Here is a 26,290-nt window from a genome sequence, read left to right on the forward strand (position 1 = left end):
AGCTCTCTCCCGTTCCGGGCAGTCGCCCCTAGCCGCCGTACCGGCTCATCTCGTGGAAAAAGTCCTCGACGACGTGAAGGTCACCGCTTCGCGACACCTGGTCGTAGACGTGGGCGCTGACTGCCAGGTCGAGCACACCCAGACCGAACGGCGAGAACACCACCGTGCGATCCGTCGGCACCGTGGTGCGGCCCGTCATGACGTCGTAGAGCGTCCCGTCGAGGAAGTCCCGGTTGCCGGACAGCTGTTCTGCCAGGTGCGGCGACGTGTCGGCCTTCAGGCAGTGCTCGACGTCGTCGACGTAGTTGACCGAATCGAGGATGATCTCCGGTGCCAGATCACGCAGCGAGACATGGAGCACGAGCGGGTGATGGGCGAACAGCCGCGGGTCGGTGATGTGCGGAGCACCCGCCACCGTGGCGAAGACGACCAGGTCGCTGGCGCGGATCAGATCGTCCACGGAGTTGTACACACTCACCTGGCCGTTCTCACCCGAGCGGTCCAGGTAGTCGGCGAATTTGGCAGCGTGATCGTCTGACAGGTCGTGCACACCGACCTCGTCGAAGCTCCACCCCGTGCCCGCCAGGTAGGTGTGCAGATAGCGGGCGATCAGACCGGTGCCGACGAAGCCCACCCGGGTGGGGCGGGCCCGTCCGCGGGTGAGTCGATCGGCGGCCAGCGCGGCTGACGCGGCCGTCCTGCTCGCGCTGATGATCGAGCTCTCCAGGCAGGCGTACGGATAGCCGGTGCGCGGGTCGTTGAGGATCAGGACCGCGGAAGCGCGGGGCAGCCCTGAACTCACGTTCTCCGGGAAACTGGAGATCCACTTGAGTCCGTCCACGGCGGCGTCGCCGCCGAGCGACGCCGGGAGAGCGATGATCCGGGCCGTGGGCCGGTCGGGGAATCGGAGGAAGTACGACGGCGGGTTGACCGTCTTCCCCGTGCCGTGCGCGAGGTAGGCCGCTTCGACTATCTCTGTGACCAGCTTCTCCTGCCCGCTCAGCGCACGTTGCACCTGGCGACCGGAGATCACTGCGAAATCTGGGCTGTGCTGGGTCATGTGGATTCTCGAACCTCTATACGGAACGGGTGGTGGGATTCGCCATCGCGACGAGCACCTCGCGGGCTCCGTCGTAGGGCAGCCGGCTGTGCGCCGTGCGGAGGTTGTCGACGAGCATCACGTCTCCCGCGCGCCACGGCTCGGCGACGGTGACGGAGTCGTACACCTTGTTGATCAGCGCGACGACGTCCTCGGTGACCTCGCCGCCGTCGCCGTAACTCGTGTTGAAGGGCAGGCCCTCCGGGCCGTAGACGTCGACCAGGTACTCACGCACCTCGGGCGCCATCGTCCACTGGTTGAGGAAGGCGATCTGGTTGAACCAGAGCCTCTGGCCGTCGGCGGGATGGTGCAGCACCGCCGGCCGGCGCTGGCTGGTGCGCAGTTCGTCGCCGCGCCACTCGAAGGAGATGTCGTTGGCCGCGCAGTACCTCTCGACCTCGGAGCGATCGGTGGTGCCGAACGCCTCCGCCCACGGAACACCGATGTCCTCGTTGTAGCTGCGGGTGAGCAGCCATCCCTCCCGTTCGAAGCGCTCGACGAGGTCGGAGGGCAGTTCCTGCAGGACACGACCGGCGTCGGCCAGGGCGGTGGCCCCGCCGGTGGTGGGTGCGCTGAGGCAGGCGAAGGCCATGGTCGCCGGAAACTCGACCGCGTAGCTCAGCTCGTGGTGCATGCACATCGGTTGGTTCGGCGGCCACTTGGACGACGAGTAGATGCGGTCGTCATACGTCCAGCGGGGCGCGAACGCCTCGCGTTCGGACATCAGGTCGTCTCCCAGGACCTTGAGCACCGCGGCCGCGCCGGCGGCGTCCGCCAGTCCCAGACCACGTACCAGTATGGCGCCCTCTGAGGCGACGATTCGGTACAGCGCTTCGCGGTGCTGGGCGGCCCAGGCCGCCGGGTCCGGCGCGTCGGCAACGGTGATGACGGCCGGGCGGCCCTCGTCACGGCGCCCTTCGAGTCCGGCGTAGAGGTCCGTATCGATCGGCGGCACTTTCACACTCGCTCTCGTTGGTGCATGTCGTGGACAGCCCGCACCACGGCGGCGGTCTGCGCCGGCCTGGTGCGGAAGAAGTGGTGGCCGCCTTCGGGCAGCTCGCGGACCTCAACGGTCCTGGCGATGCCGCGCCAGGCCGCGAGATCGCCCTCGTGGCCCCGGGTGGCGGGATCGTCGGCGGCGGTGACGAGGATCAGCGGGGCCTCGATGAGCGCGACCGGGAGGTTCTCCGCCGCGTCGGCGAAGAACGCGTTCGCTTCCAGGACGTCGTGCCGGTACGCCGCGCCGACCAGCGCCGCTCGGGTCGTGTCCGTCCCGGCGAGTTCGGCGTAGCCGCTGTCGCCGTTGAGCCGCGCCGCGACCTCCAGGGGGGTGAGCGCTTCGAGCTCGGCGCTGTGCCTGCGCCGCGCGTCCGGGGATCCGACGAGTTGGCCACCGATCAGGACGGCCCGCACGTCGTGACCCGTCCGCTCGAGAAGGCGCGCGGTCGCCACGGCCAGGGCCGCCCCGGATGAGTGTCCCCACAGCAGGATCGGGCCGGCGGCACATCGGCCGATCTCGCTCGCCGTGGTCCTGGCGACCTGCTCCAGGGAGACGAACGGCTCGGTCTCGGCTGTGAGGTCGTGTCCGGGCAGCTCCACTCCGTGTACGGCCAGCCCGCTGTCCGCCATCTCGCCGGCCAGGGCGTGGAAGTTGACGGCGTTACCGCCCGCGTAGGGAAAGCAGACGAGCGTGCCGGTCGCGGAGGGAGGCTGGAGGAGGGGGTTCAGAACGCCCGTCCCGGCATCCGCCTCCTCGGGCGTGCCGGTTCCGTCGATGAACGCCGCCAGGTCGCTCAGCCGCGGGTACCGGGTGAGATCCTTCAGCGACACGGCCCGCTCGAGCTTCACGACGAGGCGTACAGCGGAGAGGGAGGTGCCACCCGAGTCGAAGAAGTGACTGTTGCGGCCGACCCGCTGGGGCTCAAGGCCGAGCACGGCCGCCCAGGCGGCGGCGATCCGCTGTTCCGTCGGGGTGACCGGCGGCTCCGGGCCGTCCTCGTCCGCCGCCGCGAGCTCCGCCAACCGCTTCTTGTCAATCTTGCTGTTGGCGGTGAGCGGCAGGGCGTCGAGGCGATGGAAACGGCTCGGCACCATGTACTCCGGCAGCGCGGCCGCCAGCCACGTCCTCAGCTCGTCGACGGGCACGGCGGCGGCGGCGGCGTAGAACGCCGCCAGGCTCTCGCCGACGACGACCACGGCGGTGTCACGGACCCCGGCGACGCCGAGCAACCGGTTCTCGATCTCGCCGAGCTCGATGCGGAAGCCGCGCAGCTTCACCTGCGCGTCGCGGCGGCCCAGGAACTCCAGCTTGCCATCGGGACGCCAGCGGCCGAAGTCGCCGGAGCGGTAGAGCCGTTCCCCCGGCCGGTGCGGATCGGTGCCGTACGCGGCGGCCGTGCGCTCCGGGTCGTTGATGTAGCCGCGGCCGACGCAGATTCCGGCGAACACGATCTCGCCGGGCGAGCCGAGCGGCACCGGTTCGAGGTCGGGGTCGACGACATAGACCCGCACGTTGGCGACGGCCGGCCCGAGGGGGACCCGGTCACCGTGCGGCGGCCCGGTCATCACCTCGTGGTTCGTGTCATCGGAGGTCTCGGTGAGCCCGTACGCGTTGACGAGCGCGGTGCCGGGGAAGGCCGCGAACCAGCGTTCGACGAGCTCCTTCTTGAGCGCCTCACCGGTGGCCGAGAGGCAGCGGATCCGGCCGAGGCCGCCGCCGTGCTCCTCCAGGTGCGACAGCACCACTTCCAGGTAGGAGGGGACCAGCTGGGCCACGTCCGCGCCGCGGACGACCTCCACGAACCTCTCCACGTCGAGGATCGCCTCCTGCGGCACGATGAGTGTCGTGCCGCCGACCAGCAGGGCCGCGACGAGCTGCCAGAGCGAGATGTCGAAGCACTGGGGAGCGATCTGCGCGAGAACGTCGTCCTCGCCCACGCCGAGATCGTCGGTCTTCGCGTAGAGGTGGTTGAGCATTCCCTCGTGCTCGCACATCACCCCCTTGGGCTTACCGGTGGAGCCGGACGTGAAGTAGATGTAGGCCAGCCGGTCGGCGCCGATCTCGATACCGAGGTCCGTCGGGTCGGCCCCGTCGCTCTCGTCGACGCGGAGCACGGCGATGGACGGGCGGTGGCTCAACGCCTCGTCGAGGGTGGCGGTGCTCCCGGGTTCCGTGAGGACGAGGGTGCAGCCGGCACGGTCGAGGGTAGTGCCGATACGGTCCGCCGGGAAGTGCGGCTCGATCGGCACGTAGACACCGCCGGCCTTGAACACGGCGAGGACGGAGGCCATCCAGTCCAGGTTGCGCTCCGTCACCACGGCGACGGGATCCTCGGCGGTCAGGCCGCGGGCGAGGAGGGTCCGGGCGATCCGGTTCGCGTGGGCGTTGAGTTCGGCGTACGTGATCCGGCGCTCGCCCGTGATCGCGGCGGTCTTCCCGGGGTGCAGACGCACGCGCTCCTCGAAGAGCTCGTGGAAGCGGCGGTCCGGAAGCTCCCGCGCCGGACCGGCCATGCCGACGAGCTGGTGGTGCCGTTCCTCGGCGGAGAGCAGGCTGCGGCCCTCGTGCGGGGCGTCCGGTTCGGTGGCGATGCGGTGGAGAGCCGTGTGGTGATAGCCGGCGACCCGGGTCGCGTGGTCGGCGTCGAAGTCTTCGGTGCGGTACGTCAGCACCAGGGCGCCGTCGGAGACGGACACCCCGAACACCACGCCGTCGGGCAGTGTGCCCGGCGTCCCGCCGACCACGGTCTCGAAGCCGTGGCGGGGTGCGGCGGCCGCGTCGCGGACGCGGTCCACCAGGCCGGCCCAGGTGGTGCCGGCCACCGGCACGAGGTGGGGCACGGGGCCGAAGGCCACCTCGTCCTCACCGCTGAGAGTCGCGACGACCTTGGCGTGGGCGGCGGACAGTTCCGCCGGCGTCGGTTCGGATTCCAGCGGAATGCCGACGGTCGCCGTGCCCGGTGCCGAACCGATTGTCGCCTGCCACCGCGGAACGGCGGTATGACCGGACCTCATGAGAGGGCTCCTCCACTAGCGGAGTTGGAATGAGAAAAAGGTATGGGCGAGGGTTTCCCTCCCGTTATCGATCACATTTCAGCGACGTCGATAGCGGGATATCGCCAGCGGAACCGCGAAGCACATGAGGCCCACGCTCCACAGCACGGTGCCGAGGACAGGGCCGGCGATCGGCCCCCCGGCGAGCAGGTTGCGGCACGCGTCCGTCACCAGGGTCGTGGGGTTGGCCTCGGCGAAGGCCCGCAGCCAGCCCGGCATCGTGCTGGTCGGCACCAGCATGGAACTGCCGAACTGGAACGGGATCATCCAGAGGAAGCCCACCGACTGCACGGTGTTGGGACTGCGGATCGTCAGGCCGATGAAGGCCGACACCCAGGCCAGCGCGGTGCCGTACAGCAGCGTGAGCAGCACAGCGGCCACCGCGAACAGGAAGTTGGTCTCGACCCGGAAGCCGATGGCGAGCGCGAAGAGGAGCATGGCGACCTGGCCCAGCAGGAGCCGGCTCATATCTGCCACGATCCGGCCGGTCAGGACAGCCGAGCGGGCGATGGGCAGGGACCGGAACCGGTCCATCACACCGTTGTCGAAGTCGACGGCGAGCAGGTAACCGGTCGAACGGGACGCGAACATCAGCGTCTGCACCATGATGCCCGGCAGGAGGAACTGCCGGTAATCTCCGGGGCGGTCTCCCCAGATGGCGCCGCCGAAGACGTACAGGAAGATCAGGGTGAAGACCATCGGCATGACCACGGAGTCGAGGAGCTGTCCGGGATCGCCGCGCAACTGGAGCATGTTGCGCCTGGCGAGGGCGAGCGATTGCCTGACGACGTCCCGCGGCCCGTTCCGTGCGGAACCGGCGAGGGGGGGTGCCCCGACGATCGGCGCGATGTCGGTGGTCGGGGTCACGCGGTGCTCCTGGTCAGTTCGATGAAGGCCTCGTCGAGGCTGGCGACCCTGGTGTCCACGGCCAACACCTCCACCGCCGAGGCGGTGACGGCCCGCACCGCACGGGTCAGTTCGTCCGGTTCCACGAGCGGCAGCCGGACCGCGCAGGCCTCCTGGTCGATCCGGCCGTCCAGCCCTTCCAGGGCCAGGCTTCCCGCGAGGGCTGCCAGATCCCGAGGGTGCGCGGGCCGTATCTCGAGGGTCCGGCCGCCCACCCGGGCCCGGAGCTCCGCGGCCGTGCCGGCGGCGATGACCCGTCCCTTGTCCACGACGACCACCGAGTCGGCAAGCGCCTCGGCCTCCTCCATGTACTGGGTGGTGAGCAGAACGGTCGCGCCGGCCCGGGCGCGTTCCTCCACCATGGCCCATAGCTCGTTGCGGCTGTGCGGGTCCAGACCGGTGGTCGGCTCGTCGAGGTAGATGAGCCTCGGCTCGCCCATGAGCGATGCGGCGAGGTCGAGACGCCGGCGCATTCCGCCGGAGTACTCGCGGGCGGGCTTGCCGCCCGCCTCGGCGAGACGGAACCGCTCCAGCATCCCGTTCGCCTCCGACCGGGCCCGCCGGGCGGGCACGCCCAGGAGGCGGGCGATGAGATACAGGTTCTCCCTGCCGGAGATGTTGCCGTCGACCGAGGCGAACTGCCCGGTCAGCGCGATGCAGCGGCGGACCTGGTGGGGCTCCTTCACCACGTCGTACCCGAAGACCCGGGCTCGCCCGGCATCGGGTTGCAGCAGAGTCGCCAGGACACGCACCGTCGTGGTCTTTCCCGCCCCGTTCGGGCCGAGGAGGCCCAGGATCTGCCCGGCCGGCACCGCGAGGTCGACTCCGTCGAGGGCCCGGTGGGCGCCGAAGCGCTTCACCAGGCCCTCGACCTCGATAGCCAGAGTCATGGTGTTACTGCGCGTCCATCGCGGTGGCGAGACTACGCGGGCGCATATCGGTCCAGTTGGCCTCGATGTAGGCGAGGCAGGCGTCGCGGGCGTCGGCCGGGTGGGCGGTCAGCCAGCCGGCGGGCACGTCGACGAACGTCGGCCAGAGGGAGTGCTGTCCCTCGTCGTTGACGAGCACCACATAGGTGCCGTCCGCGTCCTCGAACGGATTGGTCATCCTCGTTCTCCTTCCAATTGCGGGGAAAGCACTGCGGCGAGTGAGCCGACAGTGGGGTGTTCGTAGAGGTGGTGCACTGACAGCCGGGCGGTCAGCGCGCTGTTGATGCGGTTCACGAGCTGGGCGGCGCGCAGCGAACTGCCGCCGAGGTCGAAGAAGCGGTCGTCGCGGCCGACATCGGTGCCGAGGACGTCGGTCCAGAGGGCGGCCAGGGCCTGTTCCAGCTCGGTGGCAGGCGGTACGAACTGCCGTCCGCCCCGTTCCAGCGCTGCGACCGCGACGGTGAGCAGCTGGTCCCGGTCGGCGGGCAGCCTCTCGACGCGCAGACAGCGCATGGAGTGGTCGAGCTCCCTCGCCACCGGTGCCACGGCCGCCCGGACGTCGGCCTCGGAGGCCGGCCCGGTGTACACGACGATCGCCTCCGCGATGTGCAGGCTGTCCGGGGCGAGGGCGCGCGCGATGTGCTCGTTGCGGCCGTCGAGGCCGACCAACACGGTGGCCCGGTCCTGTCCCAGCACGGTGAGGAGCGAGGCGAGGCCCTCGTCGGGGTCGAGGGTGCGGAAGCCGCGGGCCTCGGCGGCGCCCTCGGGCGCGCCCCGGTTCATGCCAAGGCCGCTCCAGGTGCTCCACGCCAGGCAGTGCACCGGCCGGCCGCGTTCGCGGCCCCAGTGGTCGGCGAATCCGTGCAGGAAGCTGTTAGCCGACGAGTACGCCGCGAAGGAGCTTCCGCCGAACTCGCCGTTGACCGACGAGAAGAGCACGAGGGGTGTGTCGGGCCGGTCCTCCAGCAGTTCGGCGAGCGCCAGGGTGCCGGTCACCTTCGCGCGGTAGGCGTCGTGGAAGGCCTGGGGGGACTCGCGGGCTACCTGGTGGAGTTCCAGTCGCGCCCACTGGTGGGAGACGTCGGCGCCGGCCAGGTGCAGCACACCGTCGAGCGGTGCTCCCCAGCGTGCCTCCGCCTCGCGCACCGCGGCCCGCAGCGCGACCGGATCGGCCACGTCGAGCGCGCGATAGGCCACGTCGCCCAGGACCCCCAGGTCGTCGAGGCGCTCGGCGCGCTCGCCCCGGTCGGCCGGGCTCCGTCCGACCAGCAGCAGTTTCGCGCCGTGGGCGGCCAGGAGGTATTCCGCGACCGGATGGGCGACGCCGCCGAGACCACCGGTGACGAGGTAGCGGCCGCCGGTGACGAACGCGTCCCTCCCCCGTTCGTCGAGGGCCATCGGCCGCAGCCGGGGCACGAGGCGTCGCGTGCCTCGGTGGGCCACGAGGTCGGCGGCGTCGTGGCAGGCGAGTTCCGTGACGATCGCGGCGGCGCGGTCGGAGGGGTCGGACACGTCGAGTTGCCGGACGGACGGCAGCACCCGCTCCGCCGCGGCCGTCCGCAGAAGACCGGGCAGGCCCGCGGTGGCGAGGTCGAGGGTGTCGCCCGCTGCCGTCCACAGACCGCCGCTCGTGACGACCAGGAGCGGGGGCGCGGGATCGTACGCGGCCAGGTCCTGGACCAGCCGCACCACGTCGAGGGCCACGCTCTCCGCGTCGGGGCCCTGTGCCAGGTGGACGACGGCGCCGGCGTGTCCGGCCGGGGTGGCACCGCCGGCCGGGGAGGCGAGGAGCTCGGGGACGCCGGGTACGGCGACGAGCTCCTCCCGGAGGGCCTCCGAGACCAGCCACGGGCCGGGGGGCACCGCGCCGCGTTCGGCGGGAAGGTCGATCCAGGTCCGCTCGAAGTACCAGGGGCCGTCCGGCTCGTCGCACCACTCGGCGTACTTGCCCGCGTCGAGGTCGGCGATGAGCTGGGCTCGCTGGATCTTGCCGCTGCCCGTCTTGGGGAAGTCCTGCCGCTCGACCGGGATCACCAGGTCGGGCTGGAGGCCCAGGGCCTCGGCCACCCGCGCCTTGATCGCGGCGATGGTGTCGTGGACCGAGGTCCGGTCGTCAAAGGCCGGGACGAAGAAGATCACCAGTTTGTCGGTGCTGTCGCCCGCGCCGGACCAGCCGCAGGCGGCGACGTACGTGACCTCGGTGCCCTCCACCTGCTCGGCGATGGACTCCACGTCGTAGCTCAGGATGTTGGCACCCTGGACGATGATGAGGTCCTTGTCCCGGCCGGTGATGGTGAGCCGGCCCTGATGCAGGAACGCGAGGTCGCCCGTGCTGAACCAGCCGTCGGCGGTGAACGCCTCCGCGTTCGCTTCCTCGTTGCGGAAGTAGCCCTCCATGATCGTCGGTCCCGTGACCTGGAGCCGCCCCACGTGGTCCTCGGGCAGCACGGCGTCGTTCGGGTCGATGATGCGCATCCGCACGCCCGGGATCGGCGGGCCGACTTCCGTGAACGTGACGGCGTCGGGGTCGGTGGACCAGCGCAGCGCCCCGCCGAGCGAGCTCTTGTCCACCCGCAGCCGGCCCTTGTCCGGATCTCCGGCGCGCAGCGTCGAGTACGTCACGCCCGAGCTGGTCTCCGACATCCCCCAGGAGGGGCGCATCGCGTCGGCCGGCATCCCGTGCGCCGTGAGCAGCTCGATGAAGCGGTCCGCGGTGCGGCTGACGACGGCCTCTCCCCCGTTGAGGAGGTGCCTCAGCGTCGACAGGTCCCAGGACCGGCCCGTCATCGCGGCGGCACGCTCGTTGACGAGCGCGAAGGCGAAGTTGGGGGCCCAGGTGTTGGTGACGCCGTACCGGTCGACCCAGTCGAGCCAGCGCAGCGGGTCGGCGAGGAAGGCGTCGATGGTGGCGTTGACGTGCCGGCAGCGCAGCACCACGTCCCGCACGCTCCACATGATGATGCCGCCGACGTGGTCGAGCGGCATCCAGTTCAGCGCGACCTCGTCGGAATCGAATCCGTGCACCGCCGCGATGGCCCGGGTGCGGGCCAGGATGCTGCGGCTGGCGTGCCGGACCACCTTCGGCACCCCTGTGCTGCCGGAGGTGAGCAGGTGCACGACCGGGCTGTCCGGGGTCGCCGGGAACCAATCCGTGCTCCGGGGGCCGTCGCACAGTTCCTCGACGACGGCCACCCGCAGGTCGTCGACGTCCCACAGGGCGGACAGCTTGGCCACCGCCGGGGCGAGGGAGGCGTCGGTGAGGATGAGCGGCCGGTCCAGCAGCTGCCAGACGTTGCGCAGTTTGGTCGTGACGGCGTTCTCACGGTCGTAGCCGGGTGCGGCACCGACCGGGGTGGGCAGGTATCCGCCCAGGACGCACGCCCAGAACGCGGTGACGAAAGCGCGGTTGTCGCCGAACTGGAACAGCACGGACTCGCCGGGGGCGATGCCGGTGGAGCGCAGGCCGGTGAGCAGCCGCTGTGCGTCGTTGAGCAGCCTGGAGTAGCTCTGGAACTGCTCGTCGCCACCCGTCAGGTAGATGATCCCCTGCTCCGGGGCGAGTTCGGCGGCCAGCCGGAGAGCTTCCTGCAGGGTGGTGGGGAAGCCGGGGTCGGCCGGCAGGTCGCCGCCGTACGCGACGGCCGGCGGCCCCGCCGCCGCGGGCGGTGCGTCCGCGGGGCGGGGTGCGGTCGGGCGCACACGGTCGAGCCTGGCCTCCCTGCGCAGCAGGGGCGCGGCCTCCTCCACCCCTGTGACGGATTCGGCCGCCGCCCGCAGCAGGGCCACGGCGTCGTGTCCGGGCATCGTCATCGGTTCCGCCCCTCTTGGCCGGTGTACGCCGGCTCACGGCCCAGCAGCGTGCCGCCCAGGAGCGCGGCGAGCTCCGCTTCGGAGTCGTGGAGGTAGAAGTGGCCGCCGGGGAAGACCTCGACGGAGAACGCCCCGGTGGTCTGCTCCTCCCATGCGCGGAGCCCGCTGACGGGGACGCGCGGGTCGGTGTCCCCGCCGAGTGCGGTGACCGGTACGGAGAGCGGCTGGTCGGGGCGGTGCCGGTGGTTCTCCCACAGGACGAAGTCGGCACGCAGCGTCGGCAGCAGCAGCTTCATCAGCCCGGGGTCGGTGAACACCCCGTCCGACGTGCCGTCCAGGCTCCGCAGAGCGGCTTGGAAGTCGTCGTCGGACAGCCGGTGCAGCTCCGGCGCGGCGACGTCGTGGCCCGGGGCCGACTGCCCGGACAGGAACAGGTGCCCGGGCTGGGTGCCGCGCTTGCGCAGCGCCCTGGCCAGTTCGAACGCCAGCAGCGCGCCGCCGCTGTGGCCGAAGAACGCGTACGGGCCCTGGAGATAGGGCCGCAGCGCCACGGCGACCATGCGGACGGCGACGTCGACGGACGCGGGGTGCGGTTCGCCGACGCGGTCCTCGCGGCCGGGCAGTTGCACGGCCACGATTTCCACCTCCGGCGGGAGGAGATCCGGCCACGCGGCGAAGGCGCTCGCCCCTGCTCCCGCGTGCGGAAAGCAGAACAGACGGACCCTCCGGCTCGTCCGCCGGGCGCGGCGGACGAATGGAGTTTCTGTTATGAGCCTGTCAGGCATGACCGAGCCGCCTCGAAATCCGCGGGACAACAGGAATACGTGGCACGGTATTGAGCCGCCTTATCGGTCCTCTATTACGGCCATTTCCGGCCCGCATTCGAAGGACCCGGCGATACGTGTAGCCACGTCGCGCAGCAGGGCCGGCTCCAGCAGATCGTCGTGCCCGCAACCGAACGGGGTGACCTTCAGCTCCCCGTCCACGTAGGGAGCCCAGGCGGTGGCGAGCTTCGCGGCCCTCTCCTCGCCGCCCGAGGTGATCAGCGCGACCTCGCCCTTGTACGCTGCGGGCCGGTGCGCCGTGGCCACCATGATGGTGTTGATCATGACGTCGAAGAGCCGCTCGTCGGCCGCGCCGCCGAGGATCTCTCCGACCAGGCCCCGTGCCCGCGCCCGCTGTTCCGCCTCGTCGCCCCGGTTGTCGGGGTCACCGCCCGCGTCGTCGCTCAGGACGGCGAGCACGTCGGCGGAGGTGAGCAGCCGCTGCTCCGCCACAGGGCCCTCCTGAGCGGGGTCGCCCGGCCGGGAGTCCATGATGGCCAGCAGGGCCACCTGCTCGCCCTGTTCCTGCAGGGTGGTGGCGATGGCGTGCGCGATGTTGCCACCGGTCGAGTACCCCAGCAGGTGGTACGGGCCCTGCGGCTGCACGGCGCGCATCTGCTCGACCGCGTCGAGCGCCCACGCGGCCAGCGAGTCCGGCAGCGGTCCCGGGCCGTCGAGTCCCCACGCCTGCAGGCCGTACAGGCCCACGTCCTCGGGCAGCCCGCGCAGGAGTCCCGCGTAGCACCAGCTCAGGCCGAGCGCCGGCGGAGCGCAGAACAGGGAGGGGCGGTCGCCGCCACGGCGCAGCACCGCCATGGGGCCGGTGTCGTCGGCGCTGTCGAGCCGCGCCGCGAGCAGGGCCGGGGTGGGCGCCTCGAAGAGCGTCCGGATGTCCGCCACGACGTCGAGCGCGGTGCTGATCCGGGTGGCGAGGCGCATCGCGAGCAGCGAGTGGCCACCGAGCTCGAAGAAGTTCCCGTCGACGCCGACCCGGGGCAGTTCGAGGGCTTCCGCGAAGAGGCCGCAGAGCAGTTCCTCGCGCAGGCTGCGCGGATCGCGCCCGGCCGTCGCCGCGCTCACCTCCGGTACGGGCAGGGCCTTGCGGTCGAGCTTGTTGCTGGGACTCAGCGGCAGGCCTTCCAGCACCACGACCGCACCGGGCACCATGTGCGCCGGCAGCACCACTGCGAGCCGGCTGCGCAGTTCCCCGGGGTCCAGCTGTACTCCGGGGGCCGGGACGGCGTAGCCGACGAGCCGGTCGGCGTGGACGGCCGCGGCGGCGTGGGTGACACCGGGCTGCTCGGCGAGCGCCGACTCGATCTCCCCCAGCTCGATCCGCAGGCCGCGGAGCTTCACCTGCGTGTCGGCCCGGCCGACGAACACCAGCCGGCCGTCGCGGTCCCACCGGACGAGGTCGCCGGTGCGGTACATCCGGCAGCCGGGTGCGAACGGGTTGGCGACGAACCTCTCGGCGGTCAGGGCGGGGCGGTCGAGGTAGCCGCGGGCCAGGCCGGGACCGGTCGTGTACAGCTCTCCCGCCACGCCGGGCGGGACGGGCCGCAGGTACCGGTCGAGCACGTACACACCGGCGTTGGCGATGGGCCGGCCGATCGGGACCGTCTGCCGGCCCGGAGCGTCGTACACCCAGGACGCGACGTCGACGGTCGCCTCGGTCGGGCCGTACGCGTTGACGAGCCCGCGGCCCTGGGACCAGTGGGCGATCACATCCGCCGGGGGCACGTCGCCGCCGGTGATGATCATCCGTAGGGCGGGCAGCGCGACACGCGGCAGGCCGGACATCACGGCCGGCGTGAGGTGCGCGTGCGTGACGCGCCGGTCGGCGAGGAACGCGGCGAGTTCGTCGCCGGCCAGCATGCCCGGGGGGATCACGAGGCAGGAGCCGGTGAGCAGGGCGAGGCACAGCTCGGAGACGCTCGCGTCGAAGCTCGGGGAGATCAGCTGTGCGACGCGGTTGCCCGTCCCGGCTTCGTACCGCTCGGCCTGGTTGGCGACCAGGCCCGCGATGCCGCGGTGGGACACCACGACGCCCTTGGGGTGGCCCGTCGATCCGGAGGTGTAGATGACGTACGCGGCGTCGTCGAGGTGCCGGGCGACGACCGGTTCCGTACCGGGCAGCCCCTCCGGGACCGGGAAGGAAGCGGGCGAGAGCTCGCATACCGGCCGGGCGTCGTCGAGCATGAACGCGATCCGCTCGGCCGGGTAGTCCGGGTCGACCGGCAGGTACGCGGCGCCGGCCTTCAGCGTCGCCAGCACGGCGATCACCAGGTCGGCCGAGCGGGGCAGCCGCAGCGCAACGATCTCCCCCGGTCCCGCGCCCCGCTCGCGCAGCAGGTTCGCGAGCCGGTTGGCGCGGAGGTCCAGTTCGGCATAGCTGAGCGTTTCTGCACCGTGCTCCACGGCCGGGTGGTCCGGGGTACGGGCCACCTGCCGCGCGAAGAGCTCCGGCCAGGTGAGCGGGAGCACGTCGCGGGCGGTGTCGTTCCACCCCTCGAGGACCCGCCGGCCCAGCTCCGGACCGAGGACGTCGAGCCGGTCCAACGGCGCGTCCGGCTCGGCCACGGCCGCGGCGAGCAGCCGGACCAGGGAGTCGGCCAAGCCGCGGGCGGTTTCCGGGTCGAACAGGTCGGTGGCGTACCGCACGATCCCGTTCAGCCCCGAGGTCTCGTCCTCCTCCAGGACAAACGCCAGGTCCACCTTGGCGGCTTCCGAGTCGACCTGCTCCCCGCGGACCACCAGGCCCGCCAGCTCCGGCTCCGAGATGTCGAGGTTCTGCAGGGTGAGCATCACCTGGAACAGGGGGTGGTGGGCCAGCGAGCGGGCCGGGTTGAGCACCTCGACGAGCCGCTCGAACGGCACGTCCTGGTGGGCGAACGCGGCCAGGTCCGTCTCCCGCACCCGGTCGAGGAGCTCGTGCAGCGTCGGGCTGCCGGAGACGTCGGTGCGCAGCACGACCGTGTTGACGAAGAAACCGACCAGCTCACGGGCCGCCTCCTCGTCGCGGCCGGCGACCGCGCAGCCGATCGGGATGTCCGTGCCGCTGCCGTACCGGGCGAGCAGGGCGGCGAGGGCGGCCTGCAGCACCATGAACACGCTGGCGTGCCGGCGGCGGGCCAGGTCCGCGACGGCGCGGTACAAGGCGGGACCGATCGTCAGCGGCACCGAGCCGCCATGGTGGCCGAGGGCGGCCGGCCGGGGCCGGTCGACGGGGAGATCCAGCAGGTCGGGGGCGCCCGCGAGGGTGTCGCGCCAGAACGCCGTCTGGCGTGCCAGCACGCTGTCCGGGTCGTCCTCCTCGCCGAGGACCTCCTGCTGCCAGAGGGCGTAGTCGGCGTACTGCGCCGGAAGCGGGGCCCAGTGCGGGGCGCGCCCGGCGCGGCGGGCCTCGTACGCGGTGGCCAGGTCGCGCAGCAGCGGTCCCATCGACCAGCCGTCGGTGACGATGTGGTGGACGAGCACGAGCAGGACGTGTTCGTCGCCGCCGGGGGAGAAGAGCCAGCAGCGGATGGGAAGTTCGCGGTCGAGCGCGAACGCGTACCCGGCAGCGGCGGCGATGTCGTCGCCGGCCACTTCCTCCAGAACCGGCTCTCCGGTCACGATCCGCTGGTACGGCACGCCTGACTCGTCACCGAAGACGGTGCGCAGGCTCTCGTGCCGTCCCACCACGTCGGCGAGGGCGGCCCGCAGCGCGGCCCGGTCGACCCGGCCGGTGAGCCGCAGCGCCAGCGGGACGTTGTACGTGGGCGACGGGCCCTCGAAGCGGTACATGAACCACAGACGGCGCTGGGCGGCCGACAAAGGCACCTGCTCGGGCCGCGGCCGCGGGGTGAGCGCGGGTCGGGACCGCCCGGCGGCCGGTCCCGACCCGGCGATCCGCGCGGCGAACCCGGCGACGGTGGGTGCCTCGAAGAGGGTCCGGATGCCGACGTCGACGCCGAGCTCGTCCCGGACGCGGGCGACGACCCGGGCGGCGAGCAGCGAGTGCCCGCCGAGGTCGAAGAAGACGTCGTCGACGCCGACCGAGGGCACGCCCAGGCACTCGGCGAAGATCGTGCAGAGGGCTTCCTCGCGGGCGTCCCGGGGGCCCTGGGCGGACGTGACCGTCGCCTCGGGCTCGGGCAGCGCGTCCCGGTCCAGCTTTCCGTTGGCGGTGAAGGGCAGTCGGTCCATCGCCACGTACGCGGACGGCGCCATGTACTCGGGAAGCCGCTCGGCGGCGTACGCCCGCACGTCCGCCAGGTCGAGCCCGGCGGGCGTCACGTACGCGACGAGACGCTTGTCCCCCGGCCTGTCCTCGCGCAGCACGACGGCGGCGTGCGACACGTCCGGGTGGTTGCCGACGGCCGACTCGACCTCGCCCAGCTCGATCCGGAAGCCCCGCAGCTTCACCTGGTGATCGACACGGGCGACGAACTCCAGCTCGCCGTGCCGGCTCCAGCGGCCGAGGTCGCCGGAGCGGTACATCCGCGACCCCGGAGGGCCGTACGGGTCGGCGACGAACTTGGCGGCGGTGAGGCCGAGCCGGTTGAGGTAGCCGCGGGAGACCAGGTCGCCCGCGATATAGAGCTCGCCCGTCACTCCGACGGGCAGCGGTCGCAGCCTCGCGTCGAGCACATACATCCGGGTGTTCCAGACCGGCCGGCCGATGGTGATGACACCGCTGGGGACGGCGTCGCCGGGGGCGATGCGGAACTCGGTGCAGCCCACGGTCGTCTCCGTGGGCCCGTACTCGTTGACGACGGTCACGCCGGGGTTCCGACGGCGCCATTCTTCGAGCAGTTCGCCCATCAACGACTCTCCGCCGAGCACGAGTTGCTCGGTGGGGGAGAACGCCTCCGGCAGGTTCAGCAGCAGCGAAAGGTGGCTTGGGGTGGCCTTGACGAAGGCGGGGCGCGTGCCGGGGGCGTCGCCGTTCAGGTCGACGAGGTCCACGGCGCCGCCTGCGGTCAGGGGCGCGAAGACGCCGGTGACGGTGAGATCGAAGGAGATCGGCGAATGCACGAGCGCGCCGCGCTCCACGGAGTCGTAGGCATCCCGGGCCCACGCCAGGTACGAGTTGAGCGAGCGGTGCTCGACCACGACGCCCTTCGGCCGTCCGGTGGAACCAGAGGTGAAGATCACGTACGCGGCGGCACTGTCCGGTACGAACCCGGGCAGCGGCTCCTCCCGTTCCGTGTGCGGGAGGAGGTCCGCGTCCAGGTGGAGGCGCGGACGCGCGCCGGGGAGTTCGATCGCCCCGGTGGTCAGCACCAGCACCGGATCGACGTCGTCGAGCACGAAGGCGAGCCGGTCCGCCGGGTGCTCCGGGTCCAGCGGCAGGTAGGCCGCCCCGGCCCGGAACACGGCGAGCACCGCCACCACCAGGTCGACGGACTTCGGCAGGGCGATGGCTACGAACGTCTCCGGGCCGGCGCCCCGTGCGACCAGGATCCTGGCCAGATGTTCGACCCTGTCCGCCAGTTCGGCGTACGTGATGCGGTCGTCGCCGCACACGACGGCGGTGGCCCCGGGGGTCCGGGCCGCCTGGGCGGCGAACAGCTCCGGCACGGTCGTCCGGGGCACGTCGCGCCCCGGGTCGTTCCAGCCGACCAGAACGCTGTGGCGTTCCTCCTCCGACAGGATCGGCAGGTCGCCGACCGGGAGGTCGGGGTCGGCCGCGGCCGCGGTGAGCAGACGGACCAGACGGTCGGCCATCGCCTGCACGGTCTCGGCCTCGAACAGGTCCGTCGCGTACTGGATCGCACCGTGCAGACCGTCCGGACGACCGTCCTCGGTGTGCTCCTCGGCGAGGAAGAAGGACAGGTCGAGCTTGGCGGTGTCCGCGCCGACCTGCTCGCGGACCACGTCGAGGCCGGCCATGTCGAAGTCTCCGCCCGCCGTGTTGGCGAACGTCAGCATCACCTGGAACAGCGGGTGGTGGGCGAGTGACCTGGCCGGGTTGAGCACCTCGACCAGCCGCTCGAACGGCACGTCCTGGTGGGAGTACGCGGCCAGGTCGGCGGTGCGGACGCGGCGGAGCAGCTCGGCGAAGGACGGGTCGCCCGACACGTCGGTGCGCAGCACCAGTGTATTGACGAAGAACCCGACGAGGTCGTCGAGCGCCTCGTCGGTCCGGCCGGCGATCGCCGTGCCCATGGGGATGTCGGCCCCCGCCCCCATACGGGTGAGCAGGGTGGCTATACCGGCCTGGACCACCATGAACAGGCTCGCCTGGTGGGCCCTGGCCAGCGCCACGAGCGCCTCGTGGGCGGCGGCGGGCACGGCCAGCTCCACGACACCGCCGCCGTTCCCCGCGACCGCGGGGCGGGGGCGGTCGGTGGGCAACTCGAGCAGTTCGGGGGCACCGGCCAGCGCCGTCCGCCAGTAGGCAAGCTGACGGCTGATCAGGCTGTCCGGGTCCTCCTCACCGGCGAGGAGTTCGTGCTGCCACAGGGCGAAGTCCGCGTACTGCACGCGCAGTGCCGGCCAGGCGGGGCTCTCACCGGCGCACCGGGCCGCGTAAGCGGTGGCGAGATCGGTCGCGAGCGGGGACGCGGACCAGCCGTCACCGGCGATGTGGTGCAGGAGCAGCAGCAGCGTGTGTTCGTCGGGACCGGAGTCGAAGAGCGTGACGCGCAGTGGGGCCTCCCGCTCGAGGTGGAAGGTGTACCCGGCCGCAGCGGCGAGCGCCTCCGGGGAGCAGCGTTCCACCCTCAGGTCGACCTCGGCGGGCAGGACCTGCTGGTAGGGCGTGCCCGCGAAGTCGGGGAAGGCTGTCCGCAGGGCCTCGTGCCGCTCGACCACGTCGGTGATCGCGGCCCGCAGCGCGGCCCGGTCCAGCCGGCCGGTCAGGCGCAGCGCGATCGGCAGGTTGTAGGTGGCGGCGGGCCCCTCCAGCCGGTACAGGAACCAGAGGCGTCGCTGCGCGTACGACAGCGGCGGGTGCTCCGGTCGCGCGCCCACGAGGATCGGCGGGCGGGCGGTGGCCGCCGTGTCGAGGCGGGCGGCTATCCCGGCCGGGGTCGGCGCCTCGAACAGCGCGCGGATCGGCAGCTCGACGTCGAACGTGGAGCGGATGCGGCTGACCAGCCGGGTGGCGAGCAGTGAGTGTCCGCCCAGCGCGAAGAAGTCGTCGTCGACACCGGCCCACCGCAGGCCGAGCACCTCGGCGAACAGACCGCAGAGGATCTCCTGCTGCTGCGTCGCCGCGGCTCGCGCCGCGGGGGCGGCTCCGAAGTCGGGGGCGGGCAGCGCGGCGGTGTCGAGCTTGCCGCTGGGGGTCAGCGGCAGGGCGTCGAGGAGCACGATCGCGCCGGGCACGAGCACCTCGGGCAGCCTCGCGGCGAGGTGCTCCCGGACCGTGCGGATCAGGTCGTCGCCGACCCGGTCGTCCCCGCCGGGTACGACGTACGCGACGAGTCGCTCGTCGCGTACGGTGACGACGGCCTGGCCCACCTCGGGCAGTTCGGCCGCCGTGGCCCGGATCTCGTCGAGCTCGATCCGGACGCCGCGCACCTTGACCTGGCGGTCGGCGCGGCCGGCGAACTGGAGGGAACCGTCGGGGTTCCACCGCCCCAGGTCGCCGGAGCGGTACATCCGCGACCCCGCCGGGCCGTACGGGTCGGCCACGAACCGCTCCGCGCTGAGGCCCGGACGGTTCAGGTAGCCGTGCGCGAGCTGGACGCCCGCGAGGTAGAGCTCTCCCATGACGCCGGGCGGAACCGGGCGCAGCGCCCGGTCGAGCACGTAGACGCGGGTGTTCCACACGGGGAAGCCGATCGGCGCGTTGCCCGGGCCTATCTCCTGGCCGCCGTCCCACGCCGTGACGTCGACGGTGGCCTCGGTCGGGCCGTACAGATGGTGCAGCGGGACGCCGAGCAGCTCGCGGAAGTTTTGGTGCAGGTCCGCGGGCAGGGCCTCGCCGCCGCAGAACACGCGGCGCAGGCTGGTGCAGTCGGCGGCCTGCGGCGTCTGCACGAAGGCCGAGAGCATCGCGGGGATGAAGTGGACCGTCGTCACGCCTTCGGCCCGGATCAGCTCGGCGAGGTACTCGGGGTCACGGTGCCCGTCCGGCTTGGCCATCACCATCGTGGCGCCCTGCAGCAGCGGCCAGAAGAACTCCCAGACCGATACGTCGAAGCTGGTGGCGGTCTTCTGCAGCACCCGGTCGTCGGCCGCCAGGGGGTAGGCGCGCTGCATGCCGTCGAGCCGGTTCACGGCCGCGGCGTGCGGGATGACGACGCCCTTGGGGCGGCCCGTCGAGCCGGAGGTGTACATGACGTACGCCGGGTCGGACGGGTACAGCGGACGGAGCCGGTCGGCGTCTGTGAGCGGGGTGTCCTCGTACCCCTCCGCGTCCGTGCCGGCCAGGTACGCGCTGTCCAGCACGCGGATCGGGGCGGCGTCGGCGAGCATGTGGGCGATGCGGTCGGCCGGGTAGCCGACGTCCACCGGCAGATACGCCGCACCCGTCTTCACGATCGCGAGCAGCCCGACGAGGAGGTCCACCGAGCGGGGCACGGCGAGGGCCACGAGCTCCCCCGGACCCGCGCCCCGGTCGACGAGGTGGCGGGCCAGCCGGTTGGCCCGCGCGTGCAGTTCCCCGTACGTGACCTCCTCGCCCTCCAGGACGAGGGCGACCCGGCCGGGCGTGCGAGCCGCCTGGGCGTCGAGCAGCTCGGGCAGGACCGCGGCGGGCAGTTCGAGACCCGTGGCGTTCCACGTCTCGACGACCTGTTCCCGCTCGGCGGGCAGGGTCACGTCGATGCGGCCGACGAGAAGGTCCGGGTCGGTGGCGACGGTTTCGAGGACCTGGAGGAACCGGGCGGCGATGGCGGTGCCCTGCGCCCTGTCGAACTGCTCGGGACGGATGTCGAGCCGGACGACGAGCCGGTCTCCCGCGATGCCGGTGATGAGGCTGAGCGGGTAGTGGGTCGCGCCGCCGCCCTCGATGTCGGCGATTCTGAGCTTCCCCGCCGGGCTCTCCTCCGCCTCCTCGAAGGGGTAGTTCTCGAAGACGAGGATCGAGTCGAAGAGCTCTCCCAGACCCGCCGCCCGCTGGATCTCGGCGAGGCTGACGTGATGGTGGTCGAGCAGGTTGCCCTGCCGGCGCTGGAGGTCGCCGACGACCTCGGCGAACGTCGCGGCGGGGTCCAGCCCGACGCGCACCGGGAGCGTGTTGATGAAGGAACCGATCATGGCCTCGACGCCGGGTAGATCGGCCGGGCGGCCGGAGACCGTGGCACCGAAGACGACGTCGTTGCGGCCCGTGAGCTGCCCGAGCACCATCGCCCAGGCGCCCTGCACCAGGCTGTTGACGGTCAGGCCGCGGTCGGCCGCCATCCGGACCAGGCGGGCCGTGGTCCCGGGCGGAAGCTCGGCGGCGATCCGCTCGGGCAGTACCTTGCCCGCGGGAGCGCCGGGAGCCACCGCGGTCGGCCCGTCGAGGCCGGCGAGCGCGGTCCGCCACGCCTCCGCGCCGGCGTCCGCGTCCTGCCGGGCGAGCCAGCCCAGATAGTCCCGGTACGGGGTGACCCGGGGCAGCCCGTCGGTGCTGCCCCCCGCCTCGTAGACCTCGAAGAGCTCGTCGACCAGCAGGGGCGCCGACCAGCCGTCGAGCAGGATGTGGTGGTTGGTCACCACGAGCCGGTGCTCCTCCGGACCGAGGTGTACCAGGCTGAACCGGATCAGCGGCGGCCGGCCGAGGTCGAACCGGGTGGCCCGTTCGGCCGTCAGGAACGCGTCCAGCTCCTCGGCCCGAAGGGTCGACTCGGACCAGCCGGGCGTCACGTCCCGGGGGATGATCTGCATCGGCCGGCCGTTCGCCCGCAGCCGGAAACCGGCCCTGAGGTTGGCGTGCCGCCGCAGGACGGCTTCGGCGCTGCGGCGCAGCAGGGCCGCGTCCACCTCACCGGAGAGCGCCAGCACGAGCTGGGTGTTGTAGACGTCCACGGCCTCGTCGTCGTAGAGGGAGTGGAAGAGCAGCCCCTCCTGCAACGGTGTCAACGGCAGTACGTCTTCGAGGCGCGAGCGCTTCATTACCAATCCCCCAGTTCAGCCTCGAGGCTGTCGATCTCGCTCTGTGTCAGGTCGTCGCTCAGGTCGGACGGCGTCAGTCCGACCACGTCCGGCCGCTCGTCCGCGAGTGCGGTGAGCGCGTCGAACCACGCGTGTGCAAGCCGCCGTACCTCGGACTCGGCAAGCAGTCCGGACGCCCAGGTCCAGGTGGCGACGAGGTGCGGACGGCCCTCGTGGTTCTCGGTGACTGCGGTGATCTCCACCGCGTGTGTCATCGGCATCTCGGGCGACCGCGGCGCGGGCGTCGGCCCGTCGACGGTCTGCCAGTCGCCCGTGTCGTCGCCGTCGATGTACCGGCCCAGGTAGTTGAAGCCGATCTGCGGCGCGACGGCCAGACCGGGCTCGCCCCTCAGGTGGCGCAGAATGCCGTACCCGACGCCGTTGTCCGGGAACGCACGCATCTGCTCCTTGACCTGCTTGAGCCGGTCGGTGGGCGTGCGGCCCTCCGGGTCGAGCCTGACGGGGTAGAGGCTGGTGAACCAGCCGACCGTCCGGGAGGTGTCCACCCCGTCGGCGACATGTTCACGTCCGTGCCCCTCGAGGTCGACGAGGACCGGTCCGGCGCCGCGTCCTTCCACGACCGCCGTCGCCAGCCCGTACAGCAGCGCGTCGGTGACGTTGCCGTTGACACTCGCCGGGACCCTGGTGAGCAGCGCCTCGGTGACGTCCGGTGCCAGGGTGAGCTCGATCTCCCGGGCGGTGGCGGCGGTGTCGACCGCCGGGTCCAGCCGGCGGGTGCCGAGGAGCGGCTCCGCGGTCGCGGCGATCCCCTGCCACACCGGGAGCTCGGCACGCCGGTCCGCCGCCTGCAGGCGCCCGGCCCAGGTCCGGTACGACGTGGCGACGGGGGCGAGCTCGGGGGCCCGGCCCGCTGCGGCCGCCTCGTACGCGGCGGCGAGGTCGGGCAGCAGTATCCGCCACGACACCGCGTCGACGACCAGGTGGTGCAGGACGATCAGCAGCGTGCCCGGCACGTCGGGTCCGGCGTCGAACCAGACGAACCGTGAAACATCGCCGGCTGCCGGGGACAGTTCCCGGCGGGCCGTCTCCGCGGCTTCGCCGTCGCCCGGGCCGACGCGCCTGACCGAGACCGGTACGGTGCCGCGCTCGCGCACCTCGTACGTGCCGTCCGGATGGTGGCGCAGGCGCAGGACGTCGTGGTGGTCGATCAGGGCCTGGGCGGCCCGGACCAGTGCCTGCTCGTCGAGGTTCGCCGGGACGCGTACGGTCATCGACTGGTTGAAGCCGTCGGTGGCCTCGTACTGCTCCAGCCAGCGCATGATCGGTGTGGGCGCGAAGGTGCCCGTACCGGCGTCCCGGTCCTCCGTCGTGGTCACCACCGCTGTGGCCACCCGGGCCAGGAGGGCGGGAGTCCGCTCCCTGAAGACGTCGCGGGCCGAGACCAGCAGCCCGCCCGTGCGGGCGCGGCTGACCACCTGGATCGACATGATGCTGTCGCCCCCGAGGTCGAAGAAGCTGTCGTCGGGGCTGACGTCGGGCAGGCCGAGGACGTCGGCGAAGATCCGGCAGAGCAGTTCCTCACGGGCGTCGGCGGGCCTGCGGCCGCCGCCGGTGGTCGTGGACCACTGCGGTGCGGGCAGCGATGCCCGGTCGACCTTGCCGTTGGGCGTCAGCGGGATCTCGTCCAGGGCCACCAGGGCGGCCGGGACCATGTAGTCCGGCAGTCCGGTGGCGATCTGTGCCCGCACGGCCGCCGGGTCCGCGTCGCCGACGTAGTAGGCGACCAGGCGCCGGTTCCCCGGACGGTCCTCGCGCACCACGGCGGTCGCCCGGCCCACGCCTGTCACGGCGTTCAGGGCGGACTCCACCTCACCGAGCTCGATGCGGAAGCCGCGCACCTTCACCTGCGTGTCCGCCCGGCCCTGGTACTCCAGCTCTCCGTCGGCGGTCCACCGCACGAGGTCGCCCGTGCGGTACATCCGTGAGCCCGCGGGGCCGAACGGATCGGCGAGGAACCGCTCGGCCGTCAGCGACGGACGGCCCAGATAGCCACGGGCCAGACCCGTACCCGCCACGTACAGCTCGCCGGTGACGCCGGGAGCCACCGGCCGCAGGGCCGCGTCCAGCACGTACACCCGGGCCCCCGCGATCGGACGGCCGATCGGCGGCACGGCCTCGCCCGACAGCGGCGCGCTCATGGTGGCGCACACGGTCGTCTCGGTCGGACCGTAGGCGTTGATCATGCGGCGCCCCTCGGACCAGCGGGCGACCAGCTCCGGCGGGCACGCCTCGCCCGCCACGACGACCGTCGCGCCGGCCGGCAGCGCATCGTCCGGCAGCACCGCCAGCGCCGTCGGCGGCAGGGTCACGTGCGTCACGTCCTGCTCGGCGCAGAGTGCGGCCAGGTCGGGTCCCGGCATCAGCCGCTCCGCCGGGGCGACCACCAGGGTCGCTCCCGACAGGAGCCCCATCACGATCTCCCAGGCCGCCGCGTCGAAGCTCAGTGCCGCGAACTGCAGCACCCGACTGCCCGGGCCCACACCGAACGCGTCCCGCTGGGCACGGGCCAGGGAGGCGATGCCGCCGTGCGGCACGACCACGCCCTTGGGCCGGCCCGTCGAACCCGACGTGTAGATCACATAGGCCGGGTGGTCCGCACGCGGCTGCACCCGCGCAGCCATGGGCGGCCTGGGTTCGTCGGCGAGTCCGTCCACGAGCACCACCGACACCCCGCACTCACCGAGCCCCGGCAGCGTCGCGCTGTCGGTGACCAGCAATGCCGGCCGGGAATCCGAGAGCATGTACGCCACCCGGTCCGCCGGGTAGTCCGGGTCCACCGGCACATACGCGCCACCGGCCCGCAGCACCGCCAGCAGCGACACCACCAGGTCCACGGAGCGCGGCAGCGCCACGGCCACCACGGCCTCCGGGCCCACACCGCAGGAGGCGAGGTGCCCGGCGAACGCGTCCACCCGCGCCGCCAGCTCGCCGTACGTCAACTCGACACCTTCGAACGCCAGCGCGGGCGCCGAGGGGTCCGCCGCCACCCGGGCCGCGAACAGCTCGGGGAACGACAGGCCGTCACTCGGCTCACCGGAAGGCGCGGGACCCGCCCACTCCTCCAGCACCCGGCCGCGCTCGCCGGCCGACAGCACGTCGACCGCCGAGATCCGGCCGTCCACGTCCGCGAGCAGCCCCTCCAGCACGCGGACGAACCGCTCGCCCAGACCCTGCGCACTCGCCTCGTCGAACAGGTCCGAGGCGTACTGGACCTCTCCACTGAGCCCGTCGGGGGTTTCCTCCAGGTGGAAGGTGAGGTCGAACTTGGCCACGCCGAGGTCGGCACCCTCGAAGGAGGCGTCGACGCCGGGGAGGTCGAAGGCGGCCTCGACGTTGTTGTCGAGGACGACCATCACCTGGAACAGCGGGTGGTGGGACAGCGAGCGGTGCGGGCTGACGACCTCGACCAGGCGCTCGAAGGGCACGTCCTGGTGCGCGTACGCGGCCAGGTCCGTCTCGCGGACCCGGGCCAGCAGCTCCCGGACCGAGGGGTCGCCCGACACGTCCGTGCGCAGCACCAACGTGTTCACGAAGAACCCGATCAGACCGTCCAACGCCTGATCGGAACGGCCCGCCACAACCGTGCCCAACGGCACATCCGTGCCCGCACCCAACCGCGACAGCAGCACCGCGACAGCGGCCTGCACCACCATGAACGGCGTCACCCCGCACTCACGAGCCACCGCCAGCAGACGACCGTGCAACTCCGCATCCAGAGCCAGATCAACCGCACCACCGCGATAAGAGGCCACCGCCGGACGCGGCCGGTCCGCCGGCAACTCGATCAGCTCAGGCGCACCAGCGAGCGCACTGCGCCAGTACTCGATCTGCCGACCCGCAGCACTCGACGCATCACCCTCGTCACCCAGAACCTCCGCCTGCCACAACGCGTAATCCGCGTACTGCACCGGCAACGGAACCCAACCCGGCGCCCCACCACCGACCCGCGCCGCATACGCAGCCGACAGATCATCCGCCAGCGGAGCCAGCGACCAACCATCACTCACGATGTGATGCATCAACACCACCAGCACCGACGACCGCTCACCCACCCGCAGCAACGTCACCCGCAACGGCAACTCCACGGACAGGTCGAACGCATACCCCGCGGCACCATCCACAGCAGCGGCCAGCCCCTCCTCCGAGACCCCCACCACCTCCAGCACCACACCGGCATCCACCACCGGCAGCACCCGCTGATACGGCACACCATCCACATCCGCGAACACCGTCCGCAGACTCTCGTGCCGGCCCACCACATCACCCAGGGCCAGCTCCAGCGCAGCCGCGTCCAGCTCACCCTCAAGCCTCAGCACCAGCGGAACGTTGTACGTCGCCGACGGCCCCTCCAGCTCATGCAGGAACCACAACCGACGCTGCGCCGCCGACAACGGCACCCGCGCAGGCCGCTCCCCCGCCACCAACGCCCTCCGCGCCACATCAGCACCCACCAGACGCAACGCCAACCCCGCCACCGTCGGCGACTCGAACACCGCACGGATACCGAGCTCCCGCCCGAAGGCGGAGCGGATCCGGCTCACGAGGCGGGTGGCGAGCAGCGAATGCCCCCCGAG

At 72.1% G+C, this 26,290-nt stretch carries 10 protein-coding genes; all 10 read right to left on the reverse strand.

The window, feature by feature from the left end; genetic code table 11:
- Positions 1-28: 28 nt before the first annotated feature.
- Entirely contained in the window at positions 29-1,060 is a 1,032-nt protein-coding gene (gene sbnB / locus FVS66_RS27450) for a 2,3-diaminopropionate biosynthesis protein SbnB (RefSeq protein WP_149183917.1), read from the reverse strand.
- 16 nt (positions 1,061-1,076) lie between these two features.
- Positions 1,077-2,054, reverse strand: coding sequence for a TauD/TfdA family dioxygenase (locus FVS66_RS27455; protein ID WP_399226415.1), 978 nt, complete (start codon positions 2,052-2,054; stop codon positions 1,077-1,079).
- A 2-nt stretch (positions 2,055-2,056) separates the two neighbouring features.
- A complete protein-coding gene (locus FVS66_RS27460) occupies positions 2,057-5,113 on the reverse strand; it encodes an amino acid adenylation domain-containing protein (RefSeq protein ID WP_149183918.1) in 3,057 nt (1,018 codons plus the stop codon).
- A 78-nt stretch (positions 5,114-5,191) separates the two neighbouring features.
- Positions 5,192-6,019, reverse strand: coding sequence for an ABC transporter permease (locus tag FVS66_RS27465; RefSeq protein WP_262387241.1), 828 nt, complete (start codon positions 6,017-6,019; stop codon positions 5,192-5,194).
- Positions 6,016-6,948 carry an ATP-binding cassette domain-containing protein gene (locus FVS66_RS27470; protein ID WP_149183919.1) on the reverse strand — a complete coding sequence of 311 codons (933 nt, stop codon included), beginning with the start codon at positions 6,946-6,948 and terminating at the stop codon, positions 6,016-6,018. Before FVS66_RS27470 ends, FVS66_RS27465 begins: the two co-directional genes overlap by 4 nt.
- Positions 6,949-6,952: 4 nt before the next feature.
- Entirely contained in the window at positions 6,953-7,165 is a 213-nt protein-coding gene (locus tag FVS66_RS27475; RefSeq protein ID WP_149183920.1) for an MbtH family protein, read from the reverse strand.
- Entirely contained in the window at positions 7,162-10,797 is a 3,636-nt protein-coding gene (locus tag FVS66_RS27480; protein WP_222946989.1) for an SDR family NAD(P)-dependent oxidoreductase, read from the reverse strand. The genes FVS66_RS27475 and FVS66_RS27480 overlap by 4 nt, the downstream gene beginning before the upstream one ends.
- Positions 10,794-11,582 carry a thioesterase II family protein gene (locus tag FVS66_RS27485; RefSeq protein ID WP_149183921.1) on the reverse strand — a complete coding sequence of 263 codons (789 nt, stop codon included), beginning with the start codon at positions 11,580-11,582 and terminating at the stop codon, positions 10,794-10,796. Before FVS66_RS27485 ends, FVS66_RS27480 begins: the two co-directional genes overlap by 4 nt.
- A gap of 60 nt (positions 11,583-11,642) precedes the next feature.
- Complete coding sequence (locus FVS66_RS27490) at positions 11,643-21,656, reverse strand: non-ribosomal peptide synthetase (protein WP_149183922.1); 10,014 nt, start codon at positions 21,654-21,656, stop codon at positions 11,643-11,645.
- The coding region (locus tag FVS66_RS27495) for a non-ribosomal peptide synthetase (RefSeq protein ID WP_149183923.1) at positions 21,656-26,290 on the reverse strand (4,635 nt) is incomplete at its 5' end. The genes FVS66_RS27490 and FVS66_RS27495, both read right to left, overlap by 1 nt.

It is taken from the genome of Streptomyces sp. TRM49041 (assembly GCF_008271805.1).
Lineage (GTDB): Bacteria > Actinomycetota > Actinomycetes > Streptomycetales > Streptomycetaceae > Streptomyces.